Raw genomic sequence first — 23,751 nt, forward strand, 5'->3', positions numbered from 1 at the left:
CCCCGAATGGAGCCCCCGGGCGCTCAAGCCACCCTTCTTGAGCTGCCTGGGGGCTCCGTCACGCCGTGGGGGCCCTCCGCCACTTCCTGACGGCCCTCTCCCCCTCGACGATGATCGACGCCAGCAATGTGACGTACAGCACCGGAACGAGCCAGAACAGCACCGCCGACAGGCCGTTGGCGAAAGCGCTGCCGAACAGCCCCATCACGAACGACGGGTAGACCTCGCCCGGACGCGCTTCCGGTAACGCCAGGGCCAGCACCACCCAGGCGGCGTAGTAGATGAACGACAAGCGTGCCCCCACCGGCCCCAACCAGTGCCGCCACTGGCGACGGCGATAGGTCCACGCCAGCATGCCCGCGATGACCTGCCCGGCGATGATGGCCGGCAGCCCGATGATGGTGAAGAGAGCGAACGTCATGTCCGTGGGAGCGGCTGCGAACCGGACCACCGCCAGCAGCAGCGGGAGCAGCACACTGCCCCACCACAAGCCCTGATACGCATACTCACCCAAGGGGTACCTCGGGACCGGCGTGTGCGAAGGCATGGATTCCAGCCTACCGCGGCCCCGTGCAGCCGCACCGATGACCACCCGTCCCCAATGGGAAACGCCCCGTGGCGCATTGCGCAGACGGGGCGTCGCCCATGCTCAGGGGAACCGACGATCAGCGGGTCAGGCGGCGGTGGGCCGTCGACTTCGGGCGCGACGCCATGGGGCCGAGGCGCTCGATCTTGTTCTGCTCGTAGTCGGCGAAGTTACCCTCGAACCAGAACCAGTTCGCCGGGTCCTCGTCGGTACCCTCCCACGCCAGGATGTGCGTGGCGACACGGTCCAGGAACCAGCGGTCGTGGGAGATCACGACGGCGCAGCCGGGGAAGTCGAGCAGTGCGTCTTCGAGCGACTGCAGCGTCTCCACGTCCAGGTCGTTGGTGGGCTCATCGAGCAGGAGGACGTTGCCGCCCTGCTTCAGCGTCAGCGCCAGGTTGAGGCGGTTGCGCTCACCACCGGACAGCACGCCGGCCAGCTTCTGCTGGTCCGGGCCCTTGAAGCCGAACGATGCGACGTAGGCGCGCGACGGCATCTCGAAGTTCGCCACCTTGATGTGGTCGAGCCCGTCGGAGACGACCTCCCACACGTTCTTCTTCGGGTCGATGCCCGAGCGGCCCTGGTCCACGTAGCTGAACTTCACCGTCTCGCCCACCTTCACCGTGCCGGCGTCGGCCTCCTCAAGACCGGTGATGGTCTTGAACAGCGTGGTCTTGCCGACGCCGTTGGGGCCGATGATGCCCACAATGCCGGCGCGCGGAAGGGTGAACGTGAGGTCGTCGATCAGCACCCGCTCACCGAAGCCCTTCTTGAGGTTGCGCACCTCGAGGACGACGGAGCCCAGGCGCGGGCCCGGCGGGATGTTGATCTCGGAGAGGTCGACGGCGCGACCCCGCTCGGCCTCGGCCGCCAGTTCCTCGTAGCGGGCCAGGCGGGCCTTGCTCTTGGCCTGGCGGGCCTTCGGGTTGGAGCGCACCCACTCGAGTTCCTTTTCGAGGATCTTGGCGCGCTTGGCGTCCTTCTTGCCCTCGATCTGCAGGCGCTCCCGCTTGCTCTGCAGGTAGGTGGAGTAGTTGCCCTCGTACGGGTGCAGCCGGCCGCGGTCGATCTCACAGATCCACTCCGCGACGTTGTCGAGGAAGTAGCGGTCGTGCGTGACCGCCAGGACGGCGCCCGGGTAGTTCTTGAGGTGCTTCTCCAGCCAGTCGACGGATTCGGCGTCGAGGTGGTTGGTGGGCTCGTCGAGGAGCAGCAGGTCAGGCTCTTCCAGCAGCAGCTTGCACAGCGCCACGCGGCGTCGCTCGCCACCGGAGAGCACGTTGACCGGGGCGTCCGGCGGCGGGCACTGGAGCGCGTCCATGGCCTGCTGCAACTTCGAGTCGAGCTCCCACGCCTCGCGGTGGTCGAGCTCCGTCTGGAGCGTGCCCATCTCTTCGAGGAGCTTGTCGAAATCTGCGTCCGGCTCCCCCATCAGGGCGCCGATCTCGTTGAACCGGTCCATCATCGCCTTGGTTTCGGCGACGGCCAGTTCGACGTTCTCGATGACGGTCTTGTCCTCGTCGAGCGGGGGCTCCTGGAGCAGGATCCCGACGGTGGCGTCCTTCTTGAGGGCGGCTTCACCGTTGTTGGGCCGCTCGAGGCCCGCCATCACCTTCAGGAGGGTGGACTTGCCGGCTCCGTTCGGACCGACGACGCCGATCTTGGCGCCTGGCAGGAAGTAGAGGGTGACGTTATCCAAAATGACCTTTTCACCGGCGGTCTTCCGGACGTTCTGCATGCTGTAGATGAACTCAGCCACGTGTATCGGTTTTCCCTTCGTAACGGACCGCGGGCCAGTCTATGCGGGAATGCGGACAACCCAGAAACGCTAGCTGAGCCGATCCAGGGCGGAGCGGGCCTGCACGTAGCGCTGAACCTCCGCCTCGGCAGGGGCGACGACGTGCTCGCTGCCCACCTCCGCCACCGACGCGTTGAGCGCCTTCCTCGCGCGCTTCGCCGCGCCCTTCGCGGCGGCGCTGATCGCGAGGCCGGACAGGCCCGAGAGCACGATCCCGGCCACCACCCCACCGATCACCATCAGCGTGGGCACGGGCAGTTGGAGCCCGCCGTCGGGGCCGACCGGGTAGATGTCCACCTTCGGCAGCCCGAAGTAGCTCAGCACCACGTTGAGCGTCAGCCACAGGGCGCCCGCCACGACGGCGACGATCAGCACCCACTGCAGGGCCCTGATCAGCTGCCACCACACGGGCGTGCGGTCCACCTTGAGGTCGGTGGCGACGACGGCGCGGTCGAGCTGGTCCGGCAGCGTCGCCTCCGACGTGTGCACGGCGCGGCTGATGGCGTCGCGCCAGCCGGCGGGCATGCCGTCGCCCAGTTCGTTGGCGAGCCCACGCAGACCCGTGGAGAGGTGTGACGACGCCGCGGCCGAGCGTGCCGGCAGCGAGCTGCGCGTCAGCCCGCCCGGCGGTTCCAGCTCAGCCGGTGCCGCGCCGCGCTTCACCCCGAGGCGCAGCCGCTTCAACGGATCCGGCTTCAACCTGCCGATCCACTTCACCAGCGGCCAGCCCGTGGCCAGGCGACCCCGGTGCTTCACCGAGTTGCGCACCGCGTCGACCACGATAGGCACCCCCGCTGCGGCGGACAGTTGGGCGTTGAGCCGCTGGACGGTGTCCTTGCTCACGCCGCGGGTGACGGCGCGGCCCATGGCCGCGTCGAGTTCCCGGGCGGCGACGGCGGCGTCTGCCTGGAGCCGGGTGGTCGCCGCGCGCTTCCCGGTGGCAAGCTTCGCCAGGCGGCCGCGGAGGTCGTCGATCCCCATGCCGGTGACCGCCGACGTGGCGAGGATGGGCACGCCGTGGAGCCCGTCGTCGTCGAGCAGCCGGCGGATGTGCGCGAGGCAGCGCGCCAGGTCTTCGGGAGAGAGCTTGTCGGCTTGGTTCAGCACCACGGTGATGACCTCGCGGTGCCGGGCCAACGGCCGCAGGTAGCGCTGGTGGAGGGCGGCGTCGGCGTACTTCTGGGGGTCGAGCACCCAGGTGAACTGGTCGACGAGCGCCACGAGACGGTCCACCTCGTCGCGGTGGGCCGTGGCGGTGGAGTCGTGGTCCGGCAGGTCGAGCAGGATCAGGTCCTGCATGCCGCCTGCGGGCGGCTCCACCTCGTGGCGGCGCGCCACCGCCAGCAGGTCCAGCAGGCGGCTGTTGGTGGCGGAGAAGCTGGCGGCCATGGTGAGCGCCGTCGTGGGCCTGCGGGGGCCCTGCTCTGCCAGGCGGGTGCCGGTGAGGGCGTTGAAGAGGCTGGACTTGCCGGATCCGGTGGCGCCCGCGATGGCGACGACGGTCTGGGCGCCGGCGGCCAGCCTGCGGGGGGCGTGCGCCAGGACGGCGCGGGCGCGGGCCTCCGCCTCGGCTGGGATGCGGCCCTGCGCGAGGTCGAGGACCTCGGTGAGTGCTGCGAGGTGGTCGGCGATCAGGGACATCACAGCTCCGGGGCGGTCAGGTCGTCGAAGGCGCTGCGCGCGGCGTCCCGGAGGGTGACGGCGGCGGTCTCCAGTTGGGCGGTGGCGCCGTCGTCGACGGCGAGCGAATCGAGGATGGCGCCGTAGCGCGACAGTTCGACGGACAGCACGCCTTGGACGCGGGCCTCGAGGTCTGCCTGGGCCTGTTCGGCGAGCTTCCGGACGGCGCCCTCGCCGAAGACGGCTTCGAGGAGTCGCTGGGCGAGCACCGAGGCGCCGCCGGCGATGCCGACCTCCGCTCCGGTGAGCCCGCCGGTGGCGGCGAACACCACGATCATCAGGGCCAGCGCGAGGATGTTGGTGCCCAGCGCGAGGAAGCGGGCCTTCATGCGTTTGCCGCGGCCCTGCTCCTCGACGAGGCGCATCACGTCGGACTGCCAGGCGCGGATGGCGGCGGTGGCCGCGGCGTCGAAATCCGGCGACGGATGGGCGAGGCCGGGCTCGGCGACGATGATGTCGCGGCCCCAGCGGGTGCGTGACCACTTCACGGCCACCTGTTCCGCGGCCCACTGGCCCTTCTCCTGGAGGACTGCGGCGAGGTTGTCGGAGATGGCGACCTCGACGGCGTGCACCTCGGGTTCGCCGCGGAACCAGCCGGTGAGGCGGTCCCGGAAGGCGCTGATGCGTTCCTCGATGGAGCGCATGAACTCGCCGGTGCCGACGAGGTCCTGCCAGCGGCTGAGGATCTCGCCGCGCAGCATGGTGCCGTCGCCAGCGGCCTCGGCGACGTCGACGACGGCCTGGCGGTAGGTGCTGACGGACTGTTCCCGCAGCTCCTCGATGGCCTCGTTCTGGCGGTGGATGCCGCCGATGAGTTCGTGGAGTTGCGGGTCCAGCGAGCGCACGGAGCCGGCCAGCGACTGCACCGCCACCTGCGCCCGGGCCTCGGTCTGCGAGGCGAGCTGCCCCAGCCACTGCCGCAACCCGCCGACATCCGGCAGCGGGAGCATCCCGTCGTGCCCCAGGGCGCGTTCGACGATGGCGAACAGCTTGGCCGACGCCAGGCCACGCTCGGCGAGCATCTGGGCCAGATGCCCGGCCACCTGGGCGATCGCGCCCGGTGGGCAGCGGTTGACGACCACCGCCAGCATCGTGTTGCGCTCCTGCGCCTGGTGGAGGTAGTCCCAGGGCACGGCGTCGGCGTAGCGGGCGGCGGAGGTGACGAAGACCCAGAGGTCTGCCGCGAGGAGGAGTTGGCGGGCCAGCGCCCGGTTGGCGTCGTCGACCGAATCGATGTCGGGTGCGTCGAGCAGAGCCAGGCCGGGGGGCAGGTCGGGGAACGCGACGATGTGCAACGCCCGGGAGTCGTGGAGTTGGGTGTCGGTGCGCACCAGCCCGGGCAACACCTTGTCGGAGCGGAACCACTCCTCGTCGTCGGGGTGGCAGATCAACACAGGCGACTTCGTCGTTGGGCGCAGCACACCCGGGCGCGTCACCTCGGCCCGGAGGAGCGAGTTCACGATGGTGGACTTGCCGGCGCCCGTGGAGCCGCCGACCACGGCGAGCAGCGGTGCGTCGAGCCGGGAGGCACGCGGCAGCAGATAGTCGCGGACCTGGTGCGCCAGCGAACCCGCGAGGCTACGCAGGGACTCGGCGCCGTCGAGGGGAAGCGGGAACTGCGCCGACGGCAGCGTGGCGTCGAGCAGGTGGAAGGCGTCGACGAGCTTCTGGGATCCGCTCATGAACGCACAGGATAGTTGCCGCCGACGCCGGCCGGGCCGGGCGCGACGGGTTGGGCGTAGTTACTGGTGAGAGGCCCACCCGGCCCCTCTTCAGGCGGCGGGGGCAGTTCGCTGGCCTTCTTCTTGCGCGGCGGGATCATCGGCTGGCCCGCGTAGTCGCTGAAGGTGATCTGCTGGAGCGAGTGGATCTCGGTGATCAGTTGGTGGGCGCGGTCGTCGCCGGCCTCCGAGACGAGGCCGCGCGTCATGGCGTTGCGCAGGTACGCCAGCTCCGTGACGCGACGCACCAGCTTCGATGTGCGCCACCAGATGCGGGGGCCGCGGAACAGGGCGTAGAGCAGCAGCTTGGCGCGACGGAGGGGGCGGCCGTAAAGCTCGACGTCGCGCTCGGTGAGCCAGCCGGCGTGCTGGTAGTCGCCCAAGCGGGCCCGGATGATCTGCGCATTGCCGACGATGCTGACGATCAGGGAGATGACGATCACGGCCACCAGACCCAGCGCCATGTACCACTGGATCATGAGGTTGTCGATGGAGTTGGTGGACGACAGGCCGTTGAACAGCATGTGGCCCGCGCAGGCGAGCAGGTAGCCGCCCACCGGCGCCATGACCCGGACCCACTTCGAGCGGGCGCCCAGCCCGACCGCGAGGCCGGCGGCGGTCATCATCGTGAACAGCGGGTGGCCGAACGAGGTGTACACGCCGCGCAGCATCACCAGTTCCATGAAGGACTCCGCGGGTTCCGCGATGGTGATGTCGTGCGTGGCCTGCATCCAGACGCGGCCGTAGTAGATGATGTTCTCGGTGAACGCGAAGCCGACGGCGGACAGCCCGGCGAGCGTGATGATAGAGAGCCGCGACACGATCTTGTTGCGCCAGAGGATCACCAGCAGCACCAGGATGGTGGCCTTGGCGAACTCCTCCACGAACGGAGCGGAGAAGATCGCGGCGCGCGACCCCGCGTCGGAGTTGGCCTGGGTGGTGGCCATGGCCTGGCCCATCCACGTGTTGACGTGGATGGAGAACCAGGTGGAGGCGCAGGCTCCCCACCCGAGCGCCAGTAACCAGACGACGGGGCTCGAAGCCCGGAACCGGTCGAGCAGGATGAACAGCGTCGTGTACGCGAGGCCGGTCCACATGGCCCAGTACGCGCCGAGCTTGAGGGCCTCGTTGCTGATGCCCAGCGAGCGGGTGCCGTCCTCGAACGTCTGCTCGGGGTGCAGCATCCAGTACTGGTCGTAGAGCGCCCAGAAGTACAGCGGAAACAGGATCAGCGCCAGCCAGAACAGTGGGCTGCGCAGGAGCCGCAGGTACCAGGGGCGCCTGGGCCCATCCTGCGGCAGGCCGTTCAGCCAACGGCCGCGCGTCGTGGGCTGGCTGATCTGCGCTGTACTCATAGTGCGCCCAGACTACCGGCCGATCGTCCTGCGCCCGAGGATCCGCCGCCCGCTTCCCATCGCTAGGCTCAGCGCCATGCGCAGCTTCTTCGAGCAGATGACCCCCTGGACCCAGAACGACGGGTCGCTCCACGTGTACGCCCTCCCCACAGACGACGTCCAGGACCGCCTCGACGAGGCCGCGTCCCGTCTCGACGGCCTGCCGAACCTTCCTCTGATGCCCGCCTCGTGGCGGCACTTCACCGTGCGCCGGCTGGCCCAGTTCGACGACCTGAAGCACGCGGACCTCAGCCGCCTCGCGCAGCACCTGACCGACGAGCTCGAGACCGTCCGCGCCTTCGACCTGAACCTGAGCGCGCCCCAGCCCCAACCGGTCGCCGTGGAATGCGTCGCGGACTCGACTTCGGCGTGGGTGTCGCTGGTCGAGGCCGTCGGCCGTGCGGCGGCCAGTTACGGCGGCGACGTCCTCGGGGCGCCGTACGGCCCCCACGTCTCCCTGGCCTACGCCACCGGCGAGGTCGACGACGCGGAGCTCCAGCGCCGACTCGAGGGCGCCCCCGAGGTGGGTCCCGTGCGCATCGGGTCCGTCCATCTGGTGTCCGTCACGGTGCGTCCGGAGTTGGGCTGGTTCGACTGGATCGAACTCGCCAACTGGACCCTCGACGCCAACTGAGGCCGGTTCAGACAGCCTGCAGGCTCGCCCGGTTCACGCTCGTGAGGGTTTCGTTGACGTCGGAGTAGATAGGCTTTACATCCGTGATCCCGAAACCGGCGAGGCGCTCGGTGTGCATCGCGACATAGGCCTCCGCGTGCTCGCGGGATTCGAAGAGGTAGATGCCGCCGGAGAGGCCGGCAGCTTCGTCTTCGATCCACACTTTCCAGATGAAGCCCGGCTCTGCGTTGATGGATTCGGCGAGGCCGCGGAACGCCTCTGCCATCTCCGCTCCCCACGGCCCGTGCATGGGGAAATTCACTTGTACCAATACAGTCATCGTTGATCTCTCGGTCGGTGGTGACGATCAAGCTACGTCAGTGCAACGGCGACGCACAAGCACCGGCACGTCCACCAATCGGGGACGACGACCGCGTCACAGACCTATGATCGAAGAGAAGCCAGCGAAGGGCGGTGATTGCCGTGAAGACGATGACACGTCTCTCGGAGGCCTACAGGGATGCCCGGGTCGAGCTGATCGACGACACCTCGCGCTACGTGATCATGAGCGACTGCCATCGCGGGGACGGCTCGAAGTCCGACGAATTCCTGAAGAACAAGAACACGTTCACGGCAGCGATGGACTATTACTGGCGCAACGGGTTCACCTATGTGGAGGCCGGTGACGGCGACGAGCTCTGGGAGCACGACTACAAGCACATCATCAGAGCCAACCGCGCCGTGTGGGAACAGGTGCTCCAGTTCCACCGTGCCGACAGGTACATCCGGATGTGGGGTAATCACGACATTGTGTTGAAGGAGCCCCACTACGTCCGCGAGCATCTGTGGACCGCTAAGGCTGTCGCCACCGGTGAGGTGGAGCCGTTCTTCGACGGCTTGGAGCCGGTGGAAGCGGTCGTGTTCCGGCACAAGCAGACGCACCAGGACATCCTGCTGGTGCACGGGCACCAGGGTGACCTTCCCAACGACCAGGCATGGCGATTCAGCCGGTTCATGATGCGCGCCTTCTGGAGGTATGCGCACGCCTTCGGTTTCCACAGCCCCACGAGCCCGGTGGCCAACGCGGACAAGCGGCACAAGGTGGAGCGCAACTACGCGAAGTGGATTCGTCAGAACCGGACGGCACTCATCTGCGGCCACACCCATCGCGAGAGGTTCCCCCGCGAGAACGGGGTGCCCTACTTCAACTCGGGCAGCTGCGTCTACCCGTCGCACATCACGGCCCTGGAAATCACTGGGGACACCATCGCTCTTGTCCGATGGCGCGTGGACCCGAACGAGGACGCGTTGCTGCAGGTCACCCGCCGGGTGATGGCGGGACCCGAACCGCTGTCGAAGTTCGATCTCCGCCACAGCTGAACGCGATGGGCACGTGAGCATGCAGGTGGCGTTCTTCCGGAACATGAACCTCGGCCAGGCGCGGAGCAGATCGCCGCGCAGTCCGGAGTTGCTGGACGCCTTCACGGCGGCCGGCGCGACCAGCGCCGTGAACTTCCAGACCAACGGCACCGTGATCTTCTCCGGCGACGAACCCGCAGCGCTCGCGGAGTCCGTGGTCGCCCGCCTCACAGCTGTCACGGGTTACTCCGACCTTGTTGTGGTCCGCTCGGCGGACTGGCTCATCGACACGGTTGGGCACCTCGATCCCGACCTACCTGGCGGCGAGTTCACCCTCTTCGACGCCGTCAGCGTCCCGGAACTCGTGCTGCCTCACGTCGGACGCGGTCCCACCGGCGAGCTCGTCGTGCACGAACTCAGCGGCGCTCACGCGGTCACGAGCGCCACCGGTTCAGGAATCTCCGCCGGCCCAGAGCTGACCCGGTTGCTCGGCGTCCCGGTGACCTGCCGGGGAATCCCCACGATGCAGCGACTCGTCGCCCGGTTGACGATCCTCGCCGCGCAGCAAACGTAGACCCACCTTCGGGACGCATTCATCGGCTACCCACGAACACCAAGGGCGTACGGCACGGTTGCCCTGCTCGAATCAGAGCGTCGCCTCGAGCTCAAGGGCTGCGGCCTACTCCTTCGACTTCTTCGGTGCTTTCGCCGCAGCCCGCTCCACCGCCGGGACGACCCAGGCACGCACAGCAGCTGCGTCTGGAATCTCTGACGCGCCGACCAGCACCACGCCTCCCATGGTTCTTTCCCCCATCGTCGCTGGGGAGGCGCCCTTGTCAAGTGCCACGCCCATGCCGTCCTTGCCGACGTGAACCATCAGGTCACCATCGGTGACGCCCACGGCCATGTGAGTATTCACAGTCCAGCAGAGACCACCGAACATCTTGATCTCGCGATACCCGCCGGTCCCGGCCGCGGCTTCGACCGCAGCCCGGATCCGCTCAGCCAAGCCCTCGTCATACGCCATCAAACCCTCCGACCCTGCTGTCGCATATCCGCACGCAACCGACCCGTTGGCTCTCCATCCGATCGCCCGTTATCGGTCAGAAGCTCCGGCCCTCAACGCCCACACCATACTGGCCACCCGTGCCCAACGGGGTGTGCCCTTCTCTGGGCGGCTGCATCCCATTCGGCAGATCCGGACTTGAGCGGCAGCCCTCTGGCGTCGCACGGAACTGCCGGTAGTGCGCCCTACGATCGAACCATGAACCTCGGCGTGCACCAGCGGCAACGCATTGCGGCATACGGCCTTGCGCGCAGCGGGCCACGAGGTGTTGTTGGTACGTGTGGCCGGAACGGCCGGGAGGCCCAGCACCTGGTGGCTGCCCGGAGGTGGGCTCGAGTTCGGTGAGACACCCGAACAATGCCTCACTCGGGAGTTCGCGGAGGAGACCGGGACGAGTCCACAGATCATAGGTCTACTCGATGTTGTCTCTGACGTGAGCCGCTTGAGGAACGAACCGGTGGAACTGCACTCAATTCGGCTCATCTATGAGGTGGAAGTCCGGGATCGCGTACTGAGGGCAGAGAGCAGCGGATCACCTGAACAGGCAGAGTGGGTGCCGGTCAGCCACATTCACATCATGCACTTGGTGCCCTGGCTCCGAAACTGGCTCTCATCTCGCGACTTTGCGCCGAACGCCCATGAACTCGGCGAAATGGACCGCCCCTGACAGCGGCAGAGTCGGATGTCGGCCAGTCACGGTGCGAGGAGTCCGAGAGGGACCACAGCGATGCCGTCGGAACGCCGGTAGGCGTTGGGGCCGGTGTTGATCACGACTGCGTCGAGCAGCTTGTCGCCCATCCGGTCCGCCAGCCAGTGGAGGTGCTTGGTGTCCTGGTCGGTGACGGTGTTGGCCAGTTTGACCTCGACCGCCAGGGCTCGGCCGTCGTCGCGGACGACGACCAGATCGACTTCGTGGTCGCCGTTGCGGGTACGCAGGTGACCGACGGTGGCTTCCGCCGCCTGCGCCGGGACCCGGACGCACAAGGTCACCAACGACTCGAACAGGTGACCCAGAACGCTGCCCGACTGCGGACCCACCGACGTGCCAACGCCATCCAGCAGAGCGTCACGGCTGAGGCCGAGGAGACGCGCGGCAAGCGCCGGGTCAGCAAGATGATGCTTAGGCGTCTGCCCCAGCCGGGTCAACAGACTCCCGCTCGGCGCCCACGCCGGCACCGGGTCCAGCAGCCACAAACTGGACAACACGTCACGGTAGGCGATCGACGTGGAGCGGGCCGGCTTATCGCCCTGCCCCGGCGTGGCGGCATCCAGGATCTGCGCATAGCTCGCAGTGGTCGCCGACGCCGCAGCATAGGCACGCAACCAGGCCAACATCGCCTCAGGCTTCCGCACCGCCAGCCCCTGTTCCGGGACGTCACGATCCACCGCGTTGCGCAGGTATGAGTCGAGCTGGAACCGCCGCGACCTCCCCACCAATGGCCGCATCGCCGGGAAACCCGACGCAACGATCTCCTCCACGTAGTCGCTCAAAGTCAGCGGGCACGACCCGGCCAGCGGCCCGCGACCTCCACCCAGCAGCCCCCGCAAGCTGACCGTGGGCTGCGTCACTCCCCGCTCGGACAAGGTCATCGGACGCATCCGCAACCGACCGATCCGACCAGCCCCGGAATGCGCCGTGGCCCCCGGCGCCGGGGAGGCGCTGCCGACCAGCAGGAACTGCCCGCCCGTCGGATCAGCATCCACCGCACGGCGCACGACGTCCCACACCTCGGGGACCTTCTGCCACTCGTCAATCAACAGCGAACGCCCACGCCCCAACACCTGCTCCGGCTCCGCGGCGATCGACTCACGAATAGCCTTCGAGTCCAACCGCACCACTCCCGCAACCCGCTGCTCAGCGGTCGTGGTCTTCCCCACCCCTTTGGGCCCGTCAACCGCGATCGCCGGAACCTGCCCGAACAACTCATCCAACTCGTCATCCAGAATCCGGCGGGCATACTCCATGCATGAACCATACAAGAAGCAGGATCTGAATCAGTCAATTAGCACGGCATGAATCAGACAGATTGCAGGCTCGCACATCGGCAATTGCGGATGTTCTCAACCCGGCATCGTCGCAAGACTGCGTCCTGGGCATGAGAAGAACCAGTTGGTCCCTCGTCGGGCCGTGGTGGGTCCGGATGTCCCCCCGATCCTGCGTCAATGAGTCAGGACTTCACTCTGAACGCGCAGGACACCAAGTTCGGCTGAATCATGCCGCACCGATTCGCCGCACGAGGACCTCGGAGTTCACTCGCAAACTTACGACAGGTTCACTGCGCTCCCTCTGGCCGCCATTCCGCCCTGTCGCCCCCGCTCCGGAGCCCAAGCCGCTGTCGCTCTCGCGGCGAAATGTAAAGCGCCCCAGGCAGGAATCGAACCTGCGCACTACAGATTAGAAGGCTGTTGCTCTATCCGCTGAGCTACTGGGGCTTCGGCCAAACAGTGTAGCCCGTTGGCGTGCAGGTGGCCCGGAGTCATAGGTTGGTGCCCATGAGCGAAAAACTGGTGTGGATCGACTGCGAGATGACGGGTCTCGACCTCGGGGCCGACGCGTTGATCGAGGTCGCCGCCCTCGTGACCGACGGCGACCTCAACGTCCTGGGCGACGGCGTCGACGTGCTCATCAAGCCGTCCGACGAGCAACTCACCGCCATGGGCGACTTCGTCCGCGACATGCACACCAAGTCCGGCCTCCTCGACGAACTCAGCACCGGCACCACCATGGAAGACGCCATGACCCAGGTGCTCGACTACGTCCGCACCCACGTGCCCATCGCCCGCAAGGCGCCCCTCGCCGGCAACACGATCGGCACCGACCGCGCCTTCCTCGCCCGCGACATGCCGGAGCTCGAGCAGTGGGTGCACTACCGCAACGTTGATGTGTCCTCCATCAAGGAACTGGCCCGCCGCTGGTACCCCCGGGTGCAGTATCTGGCCCCCGTGAAGTCCGGCAACCACCGCGCCCTGGCCGACATCCAGGAGTCCATCGAGGAACTGCGCTACTACCGCGACGCGCTCTTCGTCCCCCGCCCAGGCCCCACGTCATCACAGTTGCGTGAGATCGCCGCCCGCCACCGCGGGGCGCTCACCGGCGCCAACGGATCCACGGCCGTCTCTCCCCCCGTGGAGACGCCCGTTGAGGCCCCCGTCGACGAGGTCTGACGCTCGATTCGCGCAGGCCATTCCCATCCGCTACGATTAGTGGCTGCCGGATCAACCGGCGATGGTGGGTATAGCTCAGCTGGTAGAGCACCTGGTTGTGGTCCAGGAAGTCGCGGGTTCAAGTCCCGTTACTCACCCCGAAGAGAATCGGCCCCGGCTTATGCTGGGGCCGATTGCTTTGTCGCCGAGTTGAGGAAGATCATGGCTCCGAACAGCCCATATGGCACGCTCGAATCGGTCGACGGGCGCCCCGCGCTGCGCTTCGAAATCGAGCTCCCCTACCCAGTCGAGCGGGTCTGGCAGGCGGTCAGCAACCCCGCTGAGCTCCAGGAGTTCTTCCCCGGCGCCGCCCCTTGGGGGCCGGAAACCGGCGAGAGCATCGACCTCGGCGGGATGACCCTCACCGTCGACGAGGCCAGCGTGCCGTCGCGCCTGGCATGGACGTTCGCCGGCCAGCCCCAGAGTTTCGACCTCGAACCTACGGAGACCGGCACCCGCCTGACCTTCACCCACACCATCGACGACCTCCCGGCCGCGCAAACCGCCACCGGCTGGCACACCTACCTGTCGCGGCTGGAGCCGCACCTCGCCGGCCAGCCCATGTCCGAGGAGGAGGCCCACAAGCACTGGCGCGCCATCCACGAGGGGTACGCCGAGCGGTTCGGCGCAGATCCGGATCCCGGCAGACGGTGGGCCGACCAGTACCTCCCCGCGTCGGCGGACTGACCTCAGCGCCTACATCCGTTCGCCGGGCAACTTGCTCGCCTGCTCGATCCAGGACCTCAGCTGGGCTTCGTCCAGGTCGTCGTCCTCATGGATGTCCAGGTAACGCACCTCCGCATGCATAGATTCCTTCGGCGGCATGGGCTCCAGTGAGGTGCCCTTCAGGAACTGCACCTGGACGTACCTGGTGTAGCAACGAAACGACAGGAACCAGCCGTCCCCCTCGTTCCCGTAGTGCGGCTGGTTCCACTTCACGGCCCTGCGGACGTCCGGAACCGCCTTGACGATCAGCTCGTCCAGGCGTTGCCCGATGGGCTGCTTCCAGCCGGGCATCGCGGCGATGTAGTCGCGCACCGGGCCGGGACCTTCGCCCTTCGGGATCTGCGGGTTGCCGCCAGAGAGCAGCTTCGGGCGGCCCTGGGTATTTCCACTGTCCTCCATGCCCCATCCTCACCCGGCCTGCGACAAATCTCCAGCCCTTTCAGCGCGCCTCGCCCTTTTGGGGCAGCGTCCACCGGTAGCGGTGCGCCAAGAGCCCCAGCACGGTGCACGTCAGGATCGACGCCGCCATGCCCAGGTTCGGGTACCCCAGCTGCGTGAGGATCAGGCTCTCCGCTGCCCCGATCACCGCCACGGAGGCGTAGAGCGTGTTACCGCCGAACACCACCGGGATGCGCCCCGTAACGACGTCGCGGATCATCCCCCCGCCCACGGCAGTCAGCACGCCCACCAGGATGGCGGGCAGCGGGTCGAGCCCGAAGCCCAACGCCTTGATGGTGCCGGTGGCGCTCCAACAGCCCAGCGCGAGCATGTCCAACGAGGTCAGCAGCCGGCTCATCCATCGGCCCTTGAACGTCACCAGGTAGGCGACCCCCGCGGCGCTGACTGCGCCCACGAGGTACAGCGGGTCGATGAAGGCGACGGGACGGGTGGTCAGCAGCACATCGCGGAGCATGCCCCCTCCCAGGCCGGTGAGGATGGCGAGGAACAGGAAGCCGATGATGTCGAACCGCAACCTGCGCGCCACAAGGGCCCCGAGTAGCCCGTTGGCGACCACACCCGCCACGTCAACGACCCGGAAAAGCACCGAGGGATCGAACGCATCCACGGGCCAATGGTGCCACCATCCAGCACAATGGGGTGATGCGTGAACTTCAGCAGACCATCATCGACGAGTTCGGTGTGCGGCCCGAGATCGATCCTGCGCAGGAGATCGAGCGGCGCATCCAGTTCCTCGTTGACTACCTCGCCGCCTCCCACACCCGTGGCTACGTGCTCGGCATCTCAGGCGGCATCGACTCCACGCTCGCCGGGAGGATCGCGCAACTCGCCGCGGAGCGGGTGCGCGCGCAGGGCGGCGACGCCACCTTCTACGCCATGCGGCTGCCCTACAACGTGCAGCACGACGAGGCCGACGCGCAGGCCGCGATGGACTTCGTGGGCGCGGACCGCGACCTCACCTTCAACGTCGGCCGCGCCGTCGACGGCTTCGAGGACGAGTACGCCACGGCCGTCAGCGAGGAGATCACCGACTTCAACAAGGGCAACGTCAAGGCCCGCATCCGCATGGTGGCGCAGTACGCCGTGGCAGGCGACAACAACGCGCTCGTGCTGGGCACGGACCACGGCGCGGAATCCGTCATGGGCTTCTTCACGAAGTTCGGCGACGGCGGCGCGGACATCCTGCCGCTGTTCGGCCTCAACAAGCGCCAGAACCGTCAGCTCCTGAAACACCTGGGTGCGCCTGAACAGCTGTGGGGCAAGGTGCCCACCGCAGATCTCCTCGACGACAAGGTGGGCCAGCCGGACGAGGTGGAGCTCGGCGTCCCCTACGACGACATCGACGACTACCTCGAGGGCCGCGAGGTCCCTGCGGCCTCCGCGGAGCGGATCGAGCAGACCTGGCTGCGCAGCCGGCACAAGCGGACGGTGCCGGTGACGATCTTCGACACCTGGTGGCGGGAATGAGCGGCGACGCCGGACTGGCGCTGGTGGTCATCGACCTCCAGAAGTCCTACTTCGAACTGCCCGGCCTCGCCGGCAAGGAGGAACTCCTCCTGCCGCCCACCAACGAGCTGATCGCCTCGGCCCGCGCCAACGGCCGCCCGGTGATCCTGGTGCGGACCCAGCACGAGCCCGACAAGTCCACCTGGACCCTCAACATGCTGGAGGACGACCAGGGCTTCGCCTTTCCCGGCAGCGAACAGGCGGAATTCCTGGACGGCCTCGACACCACCGACTACGTCGAGATCGTCAAGACCCGCGACAACGCCTTCTTCGGCACCAACCTGAAGGAACAACTCGACTTCCTCGGCATCGACCGCCTGCTGATCTGCGGGGTGTCCACCCACAGCTGCGTGGCCCAGACCGCCATCGGCGCCTTCGCGCACAACTTCCGCGCCTACGTCGCCGGTGACGCCATCGCGTCGGACCATCGTCCGCTCGCCGAAGCCCTACTCGACTTCCTCCGCGAGGAGATGCGCCAGCCGGTGCTCACCCAGCGCGAGAGCCTCGACCTCCTCGCTGGGTCCTGAGGTCCTCATGGTCAGGCTCCGTCGGGTCAGCCCACGCATGATGGGCTTCACGCGCCGCAAGCGCGGCAGTGGCTTCAGCTACACAGACGCAGACGGCAACGCGCTACCCAAGGACGAGGTGGAGCGCGTCAAGGCCCTGGCCATCCCGCCCGCCTGGACCGACGTGTGGATCTGCCCCCACCCCAACGGCCACCTGCAGGCCCTGGGCACCGACGACGCGGGCCGCCGCCAGTACCTCTACCACCCGGACTGGCGGTTGAAGCGCGACCGCTCCAAGTTCGAGCGCATCACCGCCGCGGCCGAGATGCTGCCCTCGGCCCGCCGTCGGATCTCGGCGGACCTGACTCTCGAGGACTCGTCGCTGGAGTGCGTCTGCGCCACGGCCGTGCGGCTGCTCGACATCGGGTACTTCCGCATCGGCAACGACGCCTACACCGACGCCCACGGCTCGTTCGGGCTCACCACCTTGGAGAAGCAGCACGTCCGCCGACGGGGCGACGACCTGGTGTTCTCGTTCACGGGGAAGTCCGGGATCGCGCACACCATCGCCGTCGACGACCAGCCGGCCATCACGGTGCTGGAGAAGCTGCGCAAGCGCACCGACGACTCCAAGCGGCTGCTGGCGTACCGGCAGGACGGCCGGTGGCGCGACCTCAGCAGCGCCGATGTCAACGGGTACCTCTCCGACCTCTTCGGGGGCGCGCTCACCGCGAAGGACTTCCGCACCTGGCACGCCACGGTGATCGCCGCGGAGTCGCTGGCGCTGACCGAGGAGCCCGGCACTTCGAAGGCGTCGCGCCAACGCGCGATCAGGCAGGCGGTTCAGGAAGTGGCCAGCTACCTGGGCAACACGCCGACGGTGGCGCGCTCGTCGTACATCGACCCGCGGGTGCTCGACGCCTACGAATCCGGCGACACCATCGCCGAGGCCGCCCGGAAGAAGTACAGCTCGGCCAACGCGCGCCAGACGGGCCTGGAGAAGGCCCTCCTTGCGTTGTTGGAGTGATGGGCAAGGATGAAACCATGACTGACGCTCCGGGGATCATCCCCCAGCCGACGGTGGGCAACCCCTCGCCCGCGACCACCACGTGGACGGCCGCCGGCCCCGCTGTGCCGAAGCCTGACGGCCCGCCGCCCGCCCAGTCCCTCAACGACGACCCCTGCTGGTACATGAACGCCGTCTTCTACGAAGTGTGGGTGCGCTCGTTCTCCGACAGCACCGGCACCGGCGCAGGCGACCTCAACGGCCTCATCAGCAAGCTCGACTACCTCCAGTGGCTCGGCGTCGACTGCATCTGGATCCCGCCCTTCTTCCCCTCCCCGCAGCGCGACGGCGGCTACGACGTGCACTTCTTCACCTCGGTGCAGGTGGAGATGGGCACCAAGGAGGGCATGAAGAACCAGGCCGAGGCGCATGCCCGGGGCATCCGCGTGGTCAGCGACTTCGTCCTCAACCACACGTCGTCAGACCACCCGTGGTTCCAGGAGTCGCGGAAGAACCCCGACGGGCCCTACGGCGACTACTACGTCTGGCGCGACGACGACCGCGGCTATCCCGACGCCCGGATCATCTTCCTGGACAGCGAGAAGTCCAACTGGGAGTTCGACCCGGTGCGCAAGCAGTTCTACTGGCACCGGTTCTACCGGCACCAGCCGGACCTCAACTACGACAACCCGAAGGTGCTCGAGGAGATCCTCGACGCGCTGCGCCACTGGCTGGACCTCGGTGTCGACGGCTTCCGCCTCGACGCCGTCCCCTACCTCGTCGAGGAGGAGGGTACCAACTGCGAGAACCTGCCAGGAACGCACGAGATCCTGCGCAGGATCCGCGCGATGGTTGACGAGGAGTACCCCGGCCGGATGCTGCTCGCCGAGGCGAACCAGTGGCCCCACGACACCGTCGAGTACTTCGGCGAAGGCGACGAGTTCCACATGGCCTTCCACTTTCCGCTCATGCCCAGGCTGTTCAAGGCCCTGAAGCAGGGTTCGCGGTTGCCGATCGCCGAGATCCTGTCCGACACCCCCGCCTTGCCGGAGGGTTGCCAGTGGGCCACGTTCCTGCGCAACCACGACGAAATGACGCTCGAGATGGTCACCGAGGAGGACCGCAAATACCTGTGGAACGAGTACGCCCCGGTGCCGCGGATGCGGCTCAACCTGGGCATCCGCCGTCGGCTCGCGCCGCTGCTGGACAACGACGAGCGCCAGATCCGGTTGATGCATGCGCTGTTACTGGGGCTGCCGGGGTCGCCGGTGTTGTACTACGGCGACGCGATCGGCATGGGCGACCACATCTGGCTGCCGGACCGCGACGCCGTGCGCACCCCCATGCAGTGGACCCGCGAGATGCCGGGCGCCGGGTTCTCCGACGCCAACCCGTACCTCTTCGACAAGCCCATCCCCGCCACTCCCCCGTACGGGCCGGAGCAGGTCAATGTCGCCGATCAGCAGGCCAACCCCCAGTCGCTGTTGAACTGGCTGCGCCACACCTTGGCCCAGCGTCGCAAGTACGAACTGTTCGGCGTCGGCAGCTTCCGTGAGCTTGACGGGCCTGAAGAGGTGTTCTCGTTCGAGCGCCGGCAGGGCACCAATCTGGTGCTGTGTGTCAACAACCTCACCGCGTGGCCGCAGATGGTGGAGGTGGAACTGCCGGGCCTGGACGGCCGCACCCCCGCAGTCCTGTCGGGCACCGTGCCGGAAGCTCCGCAGGTGATCGGCGACCAGTACCGGATCGAGCTGCCGCCCTACGGCTACGCCTGGCTGCTGTTCAAGGATGTGCCGGCAGATTCCTGAAGTCGGCGCCAGCCGTCTCCAGCAGACGCAGCCACACCTCGCTGATCGTCGGATAGGCCGGCACGGCGTGCCACAGTCGCCGCAGCGGCACCTCCCCCACGACGGCGATCGTCGCCGCGTGCAACAACTCGGCCACGTCTGCGCCGACGAAGGTCGCGCCCACCACGGTGGAGCGATCCTCGTCGATGACCAGGCAGGCCCGGCCGTCGTAGCCGTCGGCGTGCAGGCTCGCCCCGGCGACGTCGCCCAGCGCGTACTCGACGGCGCGCACAGTGAGCCCGGCATCCCGCGCCTCGGCTGCTGTGAGACCGACGGAGGCGACCTGCGGGTCGCTGAACACCACCTGGGGCACCGCCCGGTGGTCGGCGGTGGCGACGTGCCTGCCCCAGTCGTCGTCGTCGACGGGGTGGCCGGCCGCGCGGGCGGCGATGACGTCACCGGCGGCCCGGGCCTGGTACTTGCCCTGGTGGGTCAGCAGGACGCGCCCGTTGACGTCGCCGACCGCGTACAGCCACCCGTGTCCCTCGACGCGCATGGTGTCGTCGACGGCGAGGTACTCGCCCGGCTCGAGGCCCACCGACTCCAGCCCGAGGCCGCCCGTGCGGGGCCGCCTTCCCGTCGCCACCAGCACTTCGGCGGCGACGATGCGGCCGTGGTGGCCGGTCGCGACGGTCACCTCGCCGCCCGACCTGGTCACGCTGCTGACCCGTGCGTCGGTCAGGACCTGAACCCCACGCTCCCGCAGCCTGCCCTCCACCGCCTCTCCCGCGAACGGCTCCATGGAGCCGAGCAGCCCGCTTCTGGCGATGAGGCTGACGTCGGCACCGAGGTCGGCGAAGGCGGAAGCCAACTCGCAGGCCACCACCCCGCCGCCGATGACCACCAGGCTCTCGGGCACCCGCTCGGCGCTAGTGGCGTCCTTGCTCGTCCACGGCCGCGCGTCACGCAGCCCCGGGATGTCGGGGACCAGGGGCTCGGTGCCCGTGCAGACGGCGACGGCGTGCCGGGCGCGCAGTACGCGGCGCCCCTCGTCGGTGTCGACGGTAACCTCGCGCTCGCCGGTCAGGCGCCCCGCGCCGCGCACCAGCGTCGCGCCGATGCCTTGGACCCACTCCACCTGGCCGGTGTCGTCCCAGTGCGAGGTGAATGAATCCCTCCGCTCCAGCACGGCCCCCACGTCGAGGGAGCCTGTCACCGCCGTCGACGCACCTGCGACCGCCCTCACTGCCCGGAGCGCCTCACCGGGCCGGATGAGGGCCTTGGAGGGCATGCAGGCCCAGTAGGAACAATCCCCGCCGACGAGGTCACTCTCCACCACGGCGACGCTGAGACCGCCCGCGACGGCGCGGTCCGCGACGTTCTCGCCCGTCGAGCCGGCGCCGATGACGATGAGGTCGAAGTCGGTTGTCTCCATGGGCACCATCCTGCGCCGGATGGTGGGGCAATGTGGCCGATCTGCGGCTTCTGCCCGGGGAGGTCGCCTAGCCTGGGGACATGACGCTCGGCTACCAGGATGAACAGCCCACACGGGACGAGATCGATGCCACGCGCGGCCTCGTCGCGTTGGAGTTCGGCCAGAACTGGTGCGGGTTCTGCGCCCGGTCCGCCCCGGCCCTCGACGAGGCCTTGGGCAACAGGCCGGACGTCGAGCGCATCAAGGTCGCCGATGGAAAGGGCCTCCCGTTGGGCCGGTCGTTCAAGGTGAAGTTGTGGCCCACGATGATCCTGTTGCGCGACGGGCAGGAGGTCGCCCGAGTGGTGCGGCCGGACTCGCCGCGGGAGATCGACGAAGCGCTGGACCGCGCACTGCCGAACATCATCGAATAGGCTTCTGACAAGGGGTTTCGTGCAACACGAGGGTCCGATTGGACAAGCCGAACGGCGAGGGTCTAGAGTTATTCCTCGCGCGCACCACTAGCTCAACTGGCAGAGCAGCTGACTCTTAATCAGCGGGTTCAGGGTTCGAGTCCCTGGTGGTGTACCAAGCCAAAGGCCCCGACTTCGGTCGGGGCTTTGTGGTTCCCAGGGACCCCTGCCCACTCGACTGCGGCCTCCCTTCAGACCCTCCGTGCACCGATGCCGGACCGCGCCCAGTCCTAGCCCAGTCTTGCGGCTGGCACTCGAATACTCATGGACTCTTTTGTTGCGCACCACTACTAATGACCCCTGGGTTGGTTAGTATCGATCCGTGACCGGTCACTGCCGTGGCTGATCACCGCCGACGGCGCCGCGAGGAGGCGGCGAAGCCTCGGTGACGTGCGTATTCGGGGGAAACCGACAGGTAACGAACCACACACAGAGAGATCACAATGAAGAGATTCCTCACAGTCGCCATCTCGCTCCTGATGGCCTTCACATTCATCGCCCCCGCGCGGGCGCTCGACATCCCCACCAGCAACAACGTCCACACACTCCAAGCCGGCGAGTTCGCGTCCGTCGATGGCTGGTACTCCGGCGAGATCACCGTCGGCTGGCACGGCAACGCCAACAACTCGGCAGAGCTCACCTGGGCCGGCAACGGCGGCGACGTCGTGGTCGCCCCGTACGCCGTCGACAGCAACCAGCAACGCGAAGGCGCGCTCGACGTGCGGATCCAGCAGACCACCCAGGAACAGAGCGTCGTGTTCACGATCACGAAGGTCAACGGGAAGACCATGACCGCCACTGTTGTCGTTCCGCCGCTGTACAGCGGACCGATCAGCTACGAGGCGCTCCGCACTTCGAGCAACCCGGGCTACTACTACTCGGGCGCCATCATCGACCTCGGCGCAACCGTCAGCGCCGATGCGATCGACAAGGACACGTTCTCAGCCAAGGCCAGGATCACGGAGGCCGACGGCAGCGTCCAGGGCGGCTTCGGCAACTTCGGCTGGGATCCGGAGAAGGAGAGCTACGCCCTCGGCGACGGCTGGGCCCAGTGGAACATCCTCGACGCCTACGTCGTGGACGCTGACGGCAACCCCGCCGAGCAGGGCCAGTACGTGAAGCTGGAGATCGAGTGGAACACCCGCACCGAACCCAACGGCACCAGCAGCGCCAACCGCTATGACGTGCCGGCCACGCGCGCAGCCTGGTACACGGTGAACGGGCTGATCGCGTTCGCCAGCATCGAGTTGGACATCACCCAGCAGGAGGCCATCGCTGGTCTTCACGAGAACGATTACGTCCAGGGCGACACCCGTCACGATCCCATCTTCGACCAGTTCGAGATCGCGGATGCACCGGGCGGCGGCACCTACTCCCTGTACACCCCGGCCAACGCGAGCGAGGAGAACCTGCGCCCGCTGTTCGTCTGGTTCCACGGCACCGGTGAGCGCTTCCACGGCACCAACCCTGGCGCCAACCTGATCGGCAACCGCGCGCTCGCCTTCGCCGACACCGAGTTCCAGGACACTCTCGACGGGGCCTACGTGTTGGCTCCGCAGTCCACCACGACGGGCTGGGGCGCGCACAGGCTGGCCGACATGGAGGCCCTGATCGCCACGATCATCGCCGACAACAACGTCGATCCCGACCGGGTCTACGTGGGCGGCCTGTCCATGGGCACCGCAATGACGACACCGCTCATCACGTCGCAGACCGAGAACCAACTCGACTTCGCCGCCGCCATCCTCACCTCCGGTGGCAACCTCAATGCCGAGCAGGCCGCGATCGTCGCAGCCAAGGGTTTCCCCGTCTACCTGGTGGGCAACACGTCCGACTGGGCCGCCGCCTCCCAGCCCGCAACGCTCGCGAACCTGCTGGCCGCCGGCGTGGACGCCCAGATGGCCCGCTACCCGGCGGGCCCCGTGTATGACGGTGAGCACTACTTCGGCGCTCACGACTCGTGGAACTACGTGTACAACAACCTCGTGGTCGACGAAGAGGGCGAAACCATCTTCGAGTGGATCGCCAAGCAGAGCCGATGAACCCCGAACGGCCGGCCAACCATCACCCCCGAGATGGCTGGCCGGCCGTTCCTCTGCTCGAAACGGCGGACCCCCTGCATTGTTACCAGCAACCTGTACTAATCTCGAGACATGACGCAAACACCCGATCTGGACGTCCGCGAACTCGCCCCCGCCCAGCGCCACTCGACCATCTTCGGCACCTGGTCCGCACTGCCTCCCGGCGAGGCCTTCATCCTCGTGAACGACCACGACCCCAAGCCGCTCTCCTACCAGTTCGCCGCTGAGCACCCGGGCGAGTACACCTGGGACTACCAGGAGAACGGCCCCGAGGTCTGGCGCGTGAAGATCGGCAAGACCGACAAGACGGCCTGACCCACAAATCCAAGCGCCCCGGGGACACCGCACTGTGCGGGGTACCCGGGGCTCAGC

24 protein-coding genes and 3 tRNA genes are annotated in these 23,751 nt (G+C 67.7%); 15 read left to right on the forward strand and 12 right to left on the reverse strand.

Annotation, left to right across the window (positions count from 1 at the left end):
• Window positions 1-58 precede the first annotated feature (58 nt).
• From H5393_RS05540 to H5393_RS05560, 5 genes are all read right to left on the reverse strand, one after another.
• Window positions 59-547 carry a hypothetical protein gene (locus H5393_RS05540; protein WP_182764416.1) on the reverse strand — a complete coding sequence of 163 codons (489 nt, stop codon included), beginning with the start codon at window positions 545-547 and terminating at the stop codon, window positions 59-61.
• A 118-nt stretch (window positions 548-665) separates the two neighbouring features.
• The gene (gene ettA / locus H5393_RS05545) at window positions 666-2,345 is read right to left on the reverse strand and encodes an energy-dependent translational throttle protein EttA (RefSeq protein ID WP_182764417.1); all 1,680 of its coding nucleotides are present in this window, start codon (window positions 2,343-2,345) and stop codon (window positions 666-668) included.
• Window positions 2,346-2,414: 69 nt separating this feature from the next.
• Window positions 2,415-4,025, reverse strand: coding sequence for a GTPase (locus tag H5393_RS05550; protein ID WP_182764418.1), 1,611 nt, complete (start codon window positions 4,023-4,025; stop codon window positions 2,415-2,417).
• On the reverse strand, window positions 4,025-5,746 hold the full coding sequence (locus H5393_RS05555; RefSeq protein ID WP_182765847.1) for a GTPase domain-containing protein: 1,722 nt from the start codon (window positions 5,744-5,746) through the stop codon (window positions 4,025-4,027). The genes H5393_RS05550 and H5393_RS05555 overlap by 1 nt, the downstream gene beginning before the upstream one ends.
• A complete protein-coding gene (locus H5393_RS05560) occupies window positions 5,743-7,140 on the reverse strand; it encodes a PrsW family intramembrane metalloprotease (protein ID WP_076060486.1) in 1,398 nt (465 codons plus the stop codon). The genes H5393_RS05555 and H5393_RS05560 overlap by 4 nt, the downstream gene beginning before the upstream one ends.
• A gap of 76 nt (window positions 7,141-7,216) precedes the next feature.
• On the opposite strand from H5393_RS05560, the gene H5393_RS05565 reads away from it, so the two are divergent.
• Entirely contained in the window at window positions 7,217-7,813 is a 597-nt protein-coding gene (locus tag H5393_RS05565; protein ID WP_076060483.1) for a 2'-5' RNA ligase family protein, read from the forward strand.
• A 7-nt stretch (window positions 7,814-7,820) separates the two neighbouring features.
• On the opposite strand, the gene H5393_RS05570 is transcribed toward H5393_RS05565, so the two are convergent.
• Complete coding sequence (locus H5393_RS05570; RefSeq protein WP_182765848.1) at window positions 7,821-8,132, reverse strand: monooxygenase; 312 nt, start codon at window positions 8,130-8,132, stop codon at window positions 7,821-7,823.
• Window positions 8,133-8,284: 152 nt separating this feature from the next.
• Here H5393_RS05570 and H5393_RS05575 point away from each other — a divergent pair, with 152 nt between their 5' ends.
• Both H5393_RS05575 and H5393_RS05580 read left to right on the forward strand, forming a co-directional pair.
• On the forward strand, window positions 8,285-9,172 hold the full coding sequence (locus H5393_RS05575; protein WP_220488241.1) for a metallophosphoesterase family protein: 888 nt from the start codon (window positions 8,285-8,287) through the stop codon (window positions 9,170-9,172).
• 19 nt (window positions 9,173-9,191) lie between these two features.
• A complete protein-coding gene (locus H5393_RS05580; protein WP_255436374.1) occupies window positions 9,192-9,725 on the forward strand; it encodes a DUF1697 domain-containing protein in 534 nt (177 codons plus the stop codon).
• 105 nt (window positions 9,726-9,830) lie between these two features.
• Here the strand turns inward: H5393_RS05580 and H5393_RS05585 are convergent, their stop codons facing one another.
• A complete protein-coding gene (locus H5393_RS05585) occupies window positions 9,831-10,178 on the reverse strand; it encodes a TfoX/Sxy family protein (RefSeq protein ID WP_182765851.1) in 348 nt (115 codons plus the stop codon).
• Between the two features lie 283 nt (window positions 10,179-10,461).
• On the opposite strand from H5393_RS05585, the gene H5393_RS14840 reads away from it, so the two are divergent.
• Entirely contained in the window at window positions 10,462-10,884 is a 423-nt protein-coding gene (locus H5393_RS14840) for an NUDIX domain-containing protein (protein ID WP_182765852.1), read from the forward strand.
• Between the two features lie 26 nt (window positions 10,885-10,910).
• On the opposite strand, the gene H5393_RS05595 is transcribed toward H5393_RS14840, so the two are convergent.
• Window positions 10,911-12,182, reverse strand: coding sequence for an ATP-binding protein (locus H5393_RS05595; RefSeq protein ID WP_182765853.1), 1,272 nt, complete (start codon window positions 12,180-12,182; stop codon window positions 10,911-10,913).
• A gap of 395 nt (window positions 12,183-12,577) precedes the next feature.
• Window positions 12,578-12,650, reverse strand: a tRNA-Arg gene (locus H5393_RS05600).
• Window positions 12,651-12,710: 60 nt separating this feature from the next.
• Here H5393_RS05600 and orn point away from each other — a divergent pair.
• From orn to H5393_RS05615, 3 genes are all read left to right on the forward strand, one after another.
• A complete protein-coding gene (orn, locus tag H5393_RS05605) occupies window positions 12,711-13,382 on the forward strand; it encodes an oligoribonuclease (RefSeq protein WP_182765854.1) in 672 nt (223 codons plus the stop codon).
• A 64-nt stretch (window positions 13,383-13,446) separates the two neighbouring features.
• A tRNA-His gene (locus H5393_RS05610) sits at window positions 13,447-13,519 on the forward strand.
• 64 nt (window positions 13,520-13,583) lie between these two features.
• A complete protein-coding gene (locus H5393_RS05615; protein ID WP_182765855.1) occupies window positions 13,584-14,108 on the forward strand; it encodes an SRPBCC domain-containing protein in 525 nt (174 codons plus the stop codon).
• Between the two features lie 9 nt (window positions 14,109-14,117).
• Here the strand turns inward: H5393_RS05615 and H5393_RS05620 are convergent, their stop codons facing one another.
• Together H5393_RS05620 and H5393_RS14845 are read right to left on the reverse strand one after the other, a co-directional pair.
• Window positions 14,118-14,546 (reverse strand): DUF1801 domain-containing protein, encoded by a 429-nt coding sequence (locus H5393_RS05620; protein ID WP_182765856.1) that lies wholly within the window; start codon window positions 14,544-14,546, stop codon window positions 14,118-14,120.
• Window positions 14,547-14,586: 40 nt separating this feature from the next.
• On the reverse strand, window positions 14,587-15,213 hold the full coding sequence (locus tag H5393_RS14845; protein ID WP_182765857.1) for a trimeric intracellular cation channel family protein: 627 nt from the start codon (window positions 15,211-15,213) through the stop codon (window positions 14,587-14,589).
• Window positions 15,214-15,248: 35 nt separating this feature from the next.
• On the opposite strand from H5393_RS14845, the gene nadE reads away from it, so the two are divergent.
• The 4 genes from nadE to treS are packed head-to-tail and all read left to right on the forward strand — an operon-like array spanning window position 15,249 to window position 19,432.
• Window positions 15,249-16,073 carry an ammonia-dependent NAD(+) synthetase gene (gene nadE, locus H5393_RS05630; protein WP_182765858.1) on the forward strand — a complete coding sequence of 275 codons (825 nt, stop codon included), beginning with the start codon at window positions 15,249-15,251 and terminating at the stop codon, window positions 16,071-16,073.
• The gene (locus H5393_RS05635; RefSeq protein WP_182765859.1) at window positions 16,070-16,639 is read left to right on the forward strand and encodes a cysteine hydrolase family protein; all 570 of its coding nucleotides are present in this window, start codon (window positions 16,070-16,072) and stop codon (window positions 16,637-16,639) included. Before nadE ends, H5393_RS05635 begins: the two co-directional genes overlap by 4 nt.
• A gap of 37 nt (window positions 16,640-16,676) precedes the next feature.
• Window positions 16,677-17,645 (forward strand): DNA topoisomerase IB, encoded by a 969-nt coding sequence (locus H5393_RS05640; RefSeq protein WP_255436347.1) that lies wholly within the window; start codon window positions 16,677-16,679, stop codon window positions 17,643-17,645.
• A gap of 17 nt (window positions 17,646-17,662) precedes the next feature.
• A complete protein-coding gene (gene treS, locus H5393_RS05645) occupies window positions 17,663-19,432 on the forward strand; it encodes a maltose alpha-D-glucosyltransferase (protein ID WP_182765861.1) in 1,770 nt (589 codons plus the stop codon).
• Here the strand turns inward: treS and H5393_RS05650 are convergent.
• Window positions 19,407-20,846 carry an NAD(P)/FAD-dependent oxidoreductase gene (locus H5393_RS05650; RefSeq protein WP_182765862.1) on the reverse strand — a complete coding sequence of 480 codons (1,440 nt, stop codon included), beginning with the start codon at window positions 20,844-20,846 and terminating at the stop codon, window positions 19,407-19,409. The genes treS and H5393_RS05650 overlap by 26 nt on opposite strands.
• An 80-nt stretch (window positions 20,847-20,926) precedes the next feature.
• On the opposite strand from H5393_RS05650, the gene H5393_RS05655 reads away from it, so the two are divergent.
• The 4 genes from H5393_RS05655 to H5393_RS05670 all read left to right on the forward strand — a co-directional run bounded on the left by H5393_RS05655 (window position 20,927) and on the right by H5393_RS05670 (window position 23,694).
• The gene (locus H5393_RS05655; protein ID WP_076060445.1) at window positions 20,927-21,259 is read left to right on the forward strand and encodes a thioredoxin family protein; all 333 of its coding nucleotides are present in this window, start codon (window positions 20,927-20,929) and stop codon (window positions 21,257-21,259) included.
• Between the two features lie 81 nt (window positions 21,260-21,340).
• A tRNA-Lys gene (locus H5393_RS05660) sits at window positions 21,341-21,416 on the forward strand.
• 325 nt (window positions 21,417-21,741) lie between these two features.
• Window positions 21,742-23,340, forward strand: coding sequence for a PHB depolymerase family esterase (locus H5393_RS05665; RefSeq protein ID WP_182765863.1), 1,599 nt, complete (start codon window positions 21,742-21,744; stop codon window positions 23,338-23,340).
• 111 nt (window positions 23,341-23,451) lie between these two features.
• Complete coding sequence (locus H5393_RS05670) at window positions 23,452-23,694, forward strand: DUF2249 domain-containing protein (protein ID WP_182765864.1); 243 nt, start codon at window positions 23,452-23,454, stop codon at window positions 23,692-23,694.
• The last annotated feature ends 57 nt before the right edge of the window (window positions 23,695-23,751 follow it).

Source organism: Tessaracoccus sp. MC1756 (assembly GCF_014164735.1).
Taxonomy (GTDB): Bacteria; Actinomycetota; Actinomycetes; order Propionibacteriales; family Propionibacteriaceae; genus Arachnia.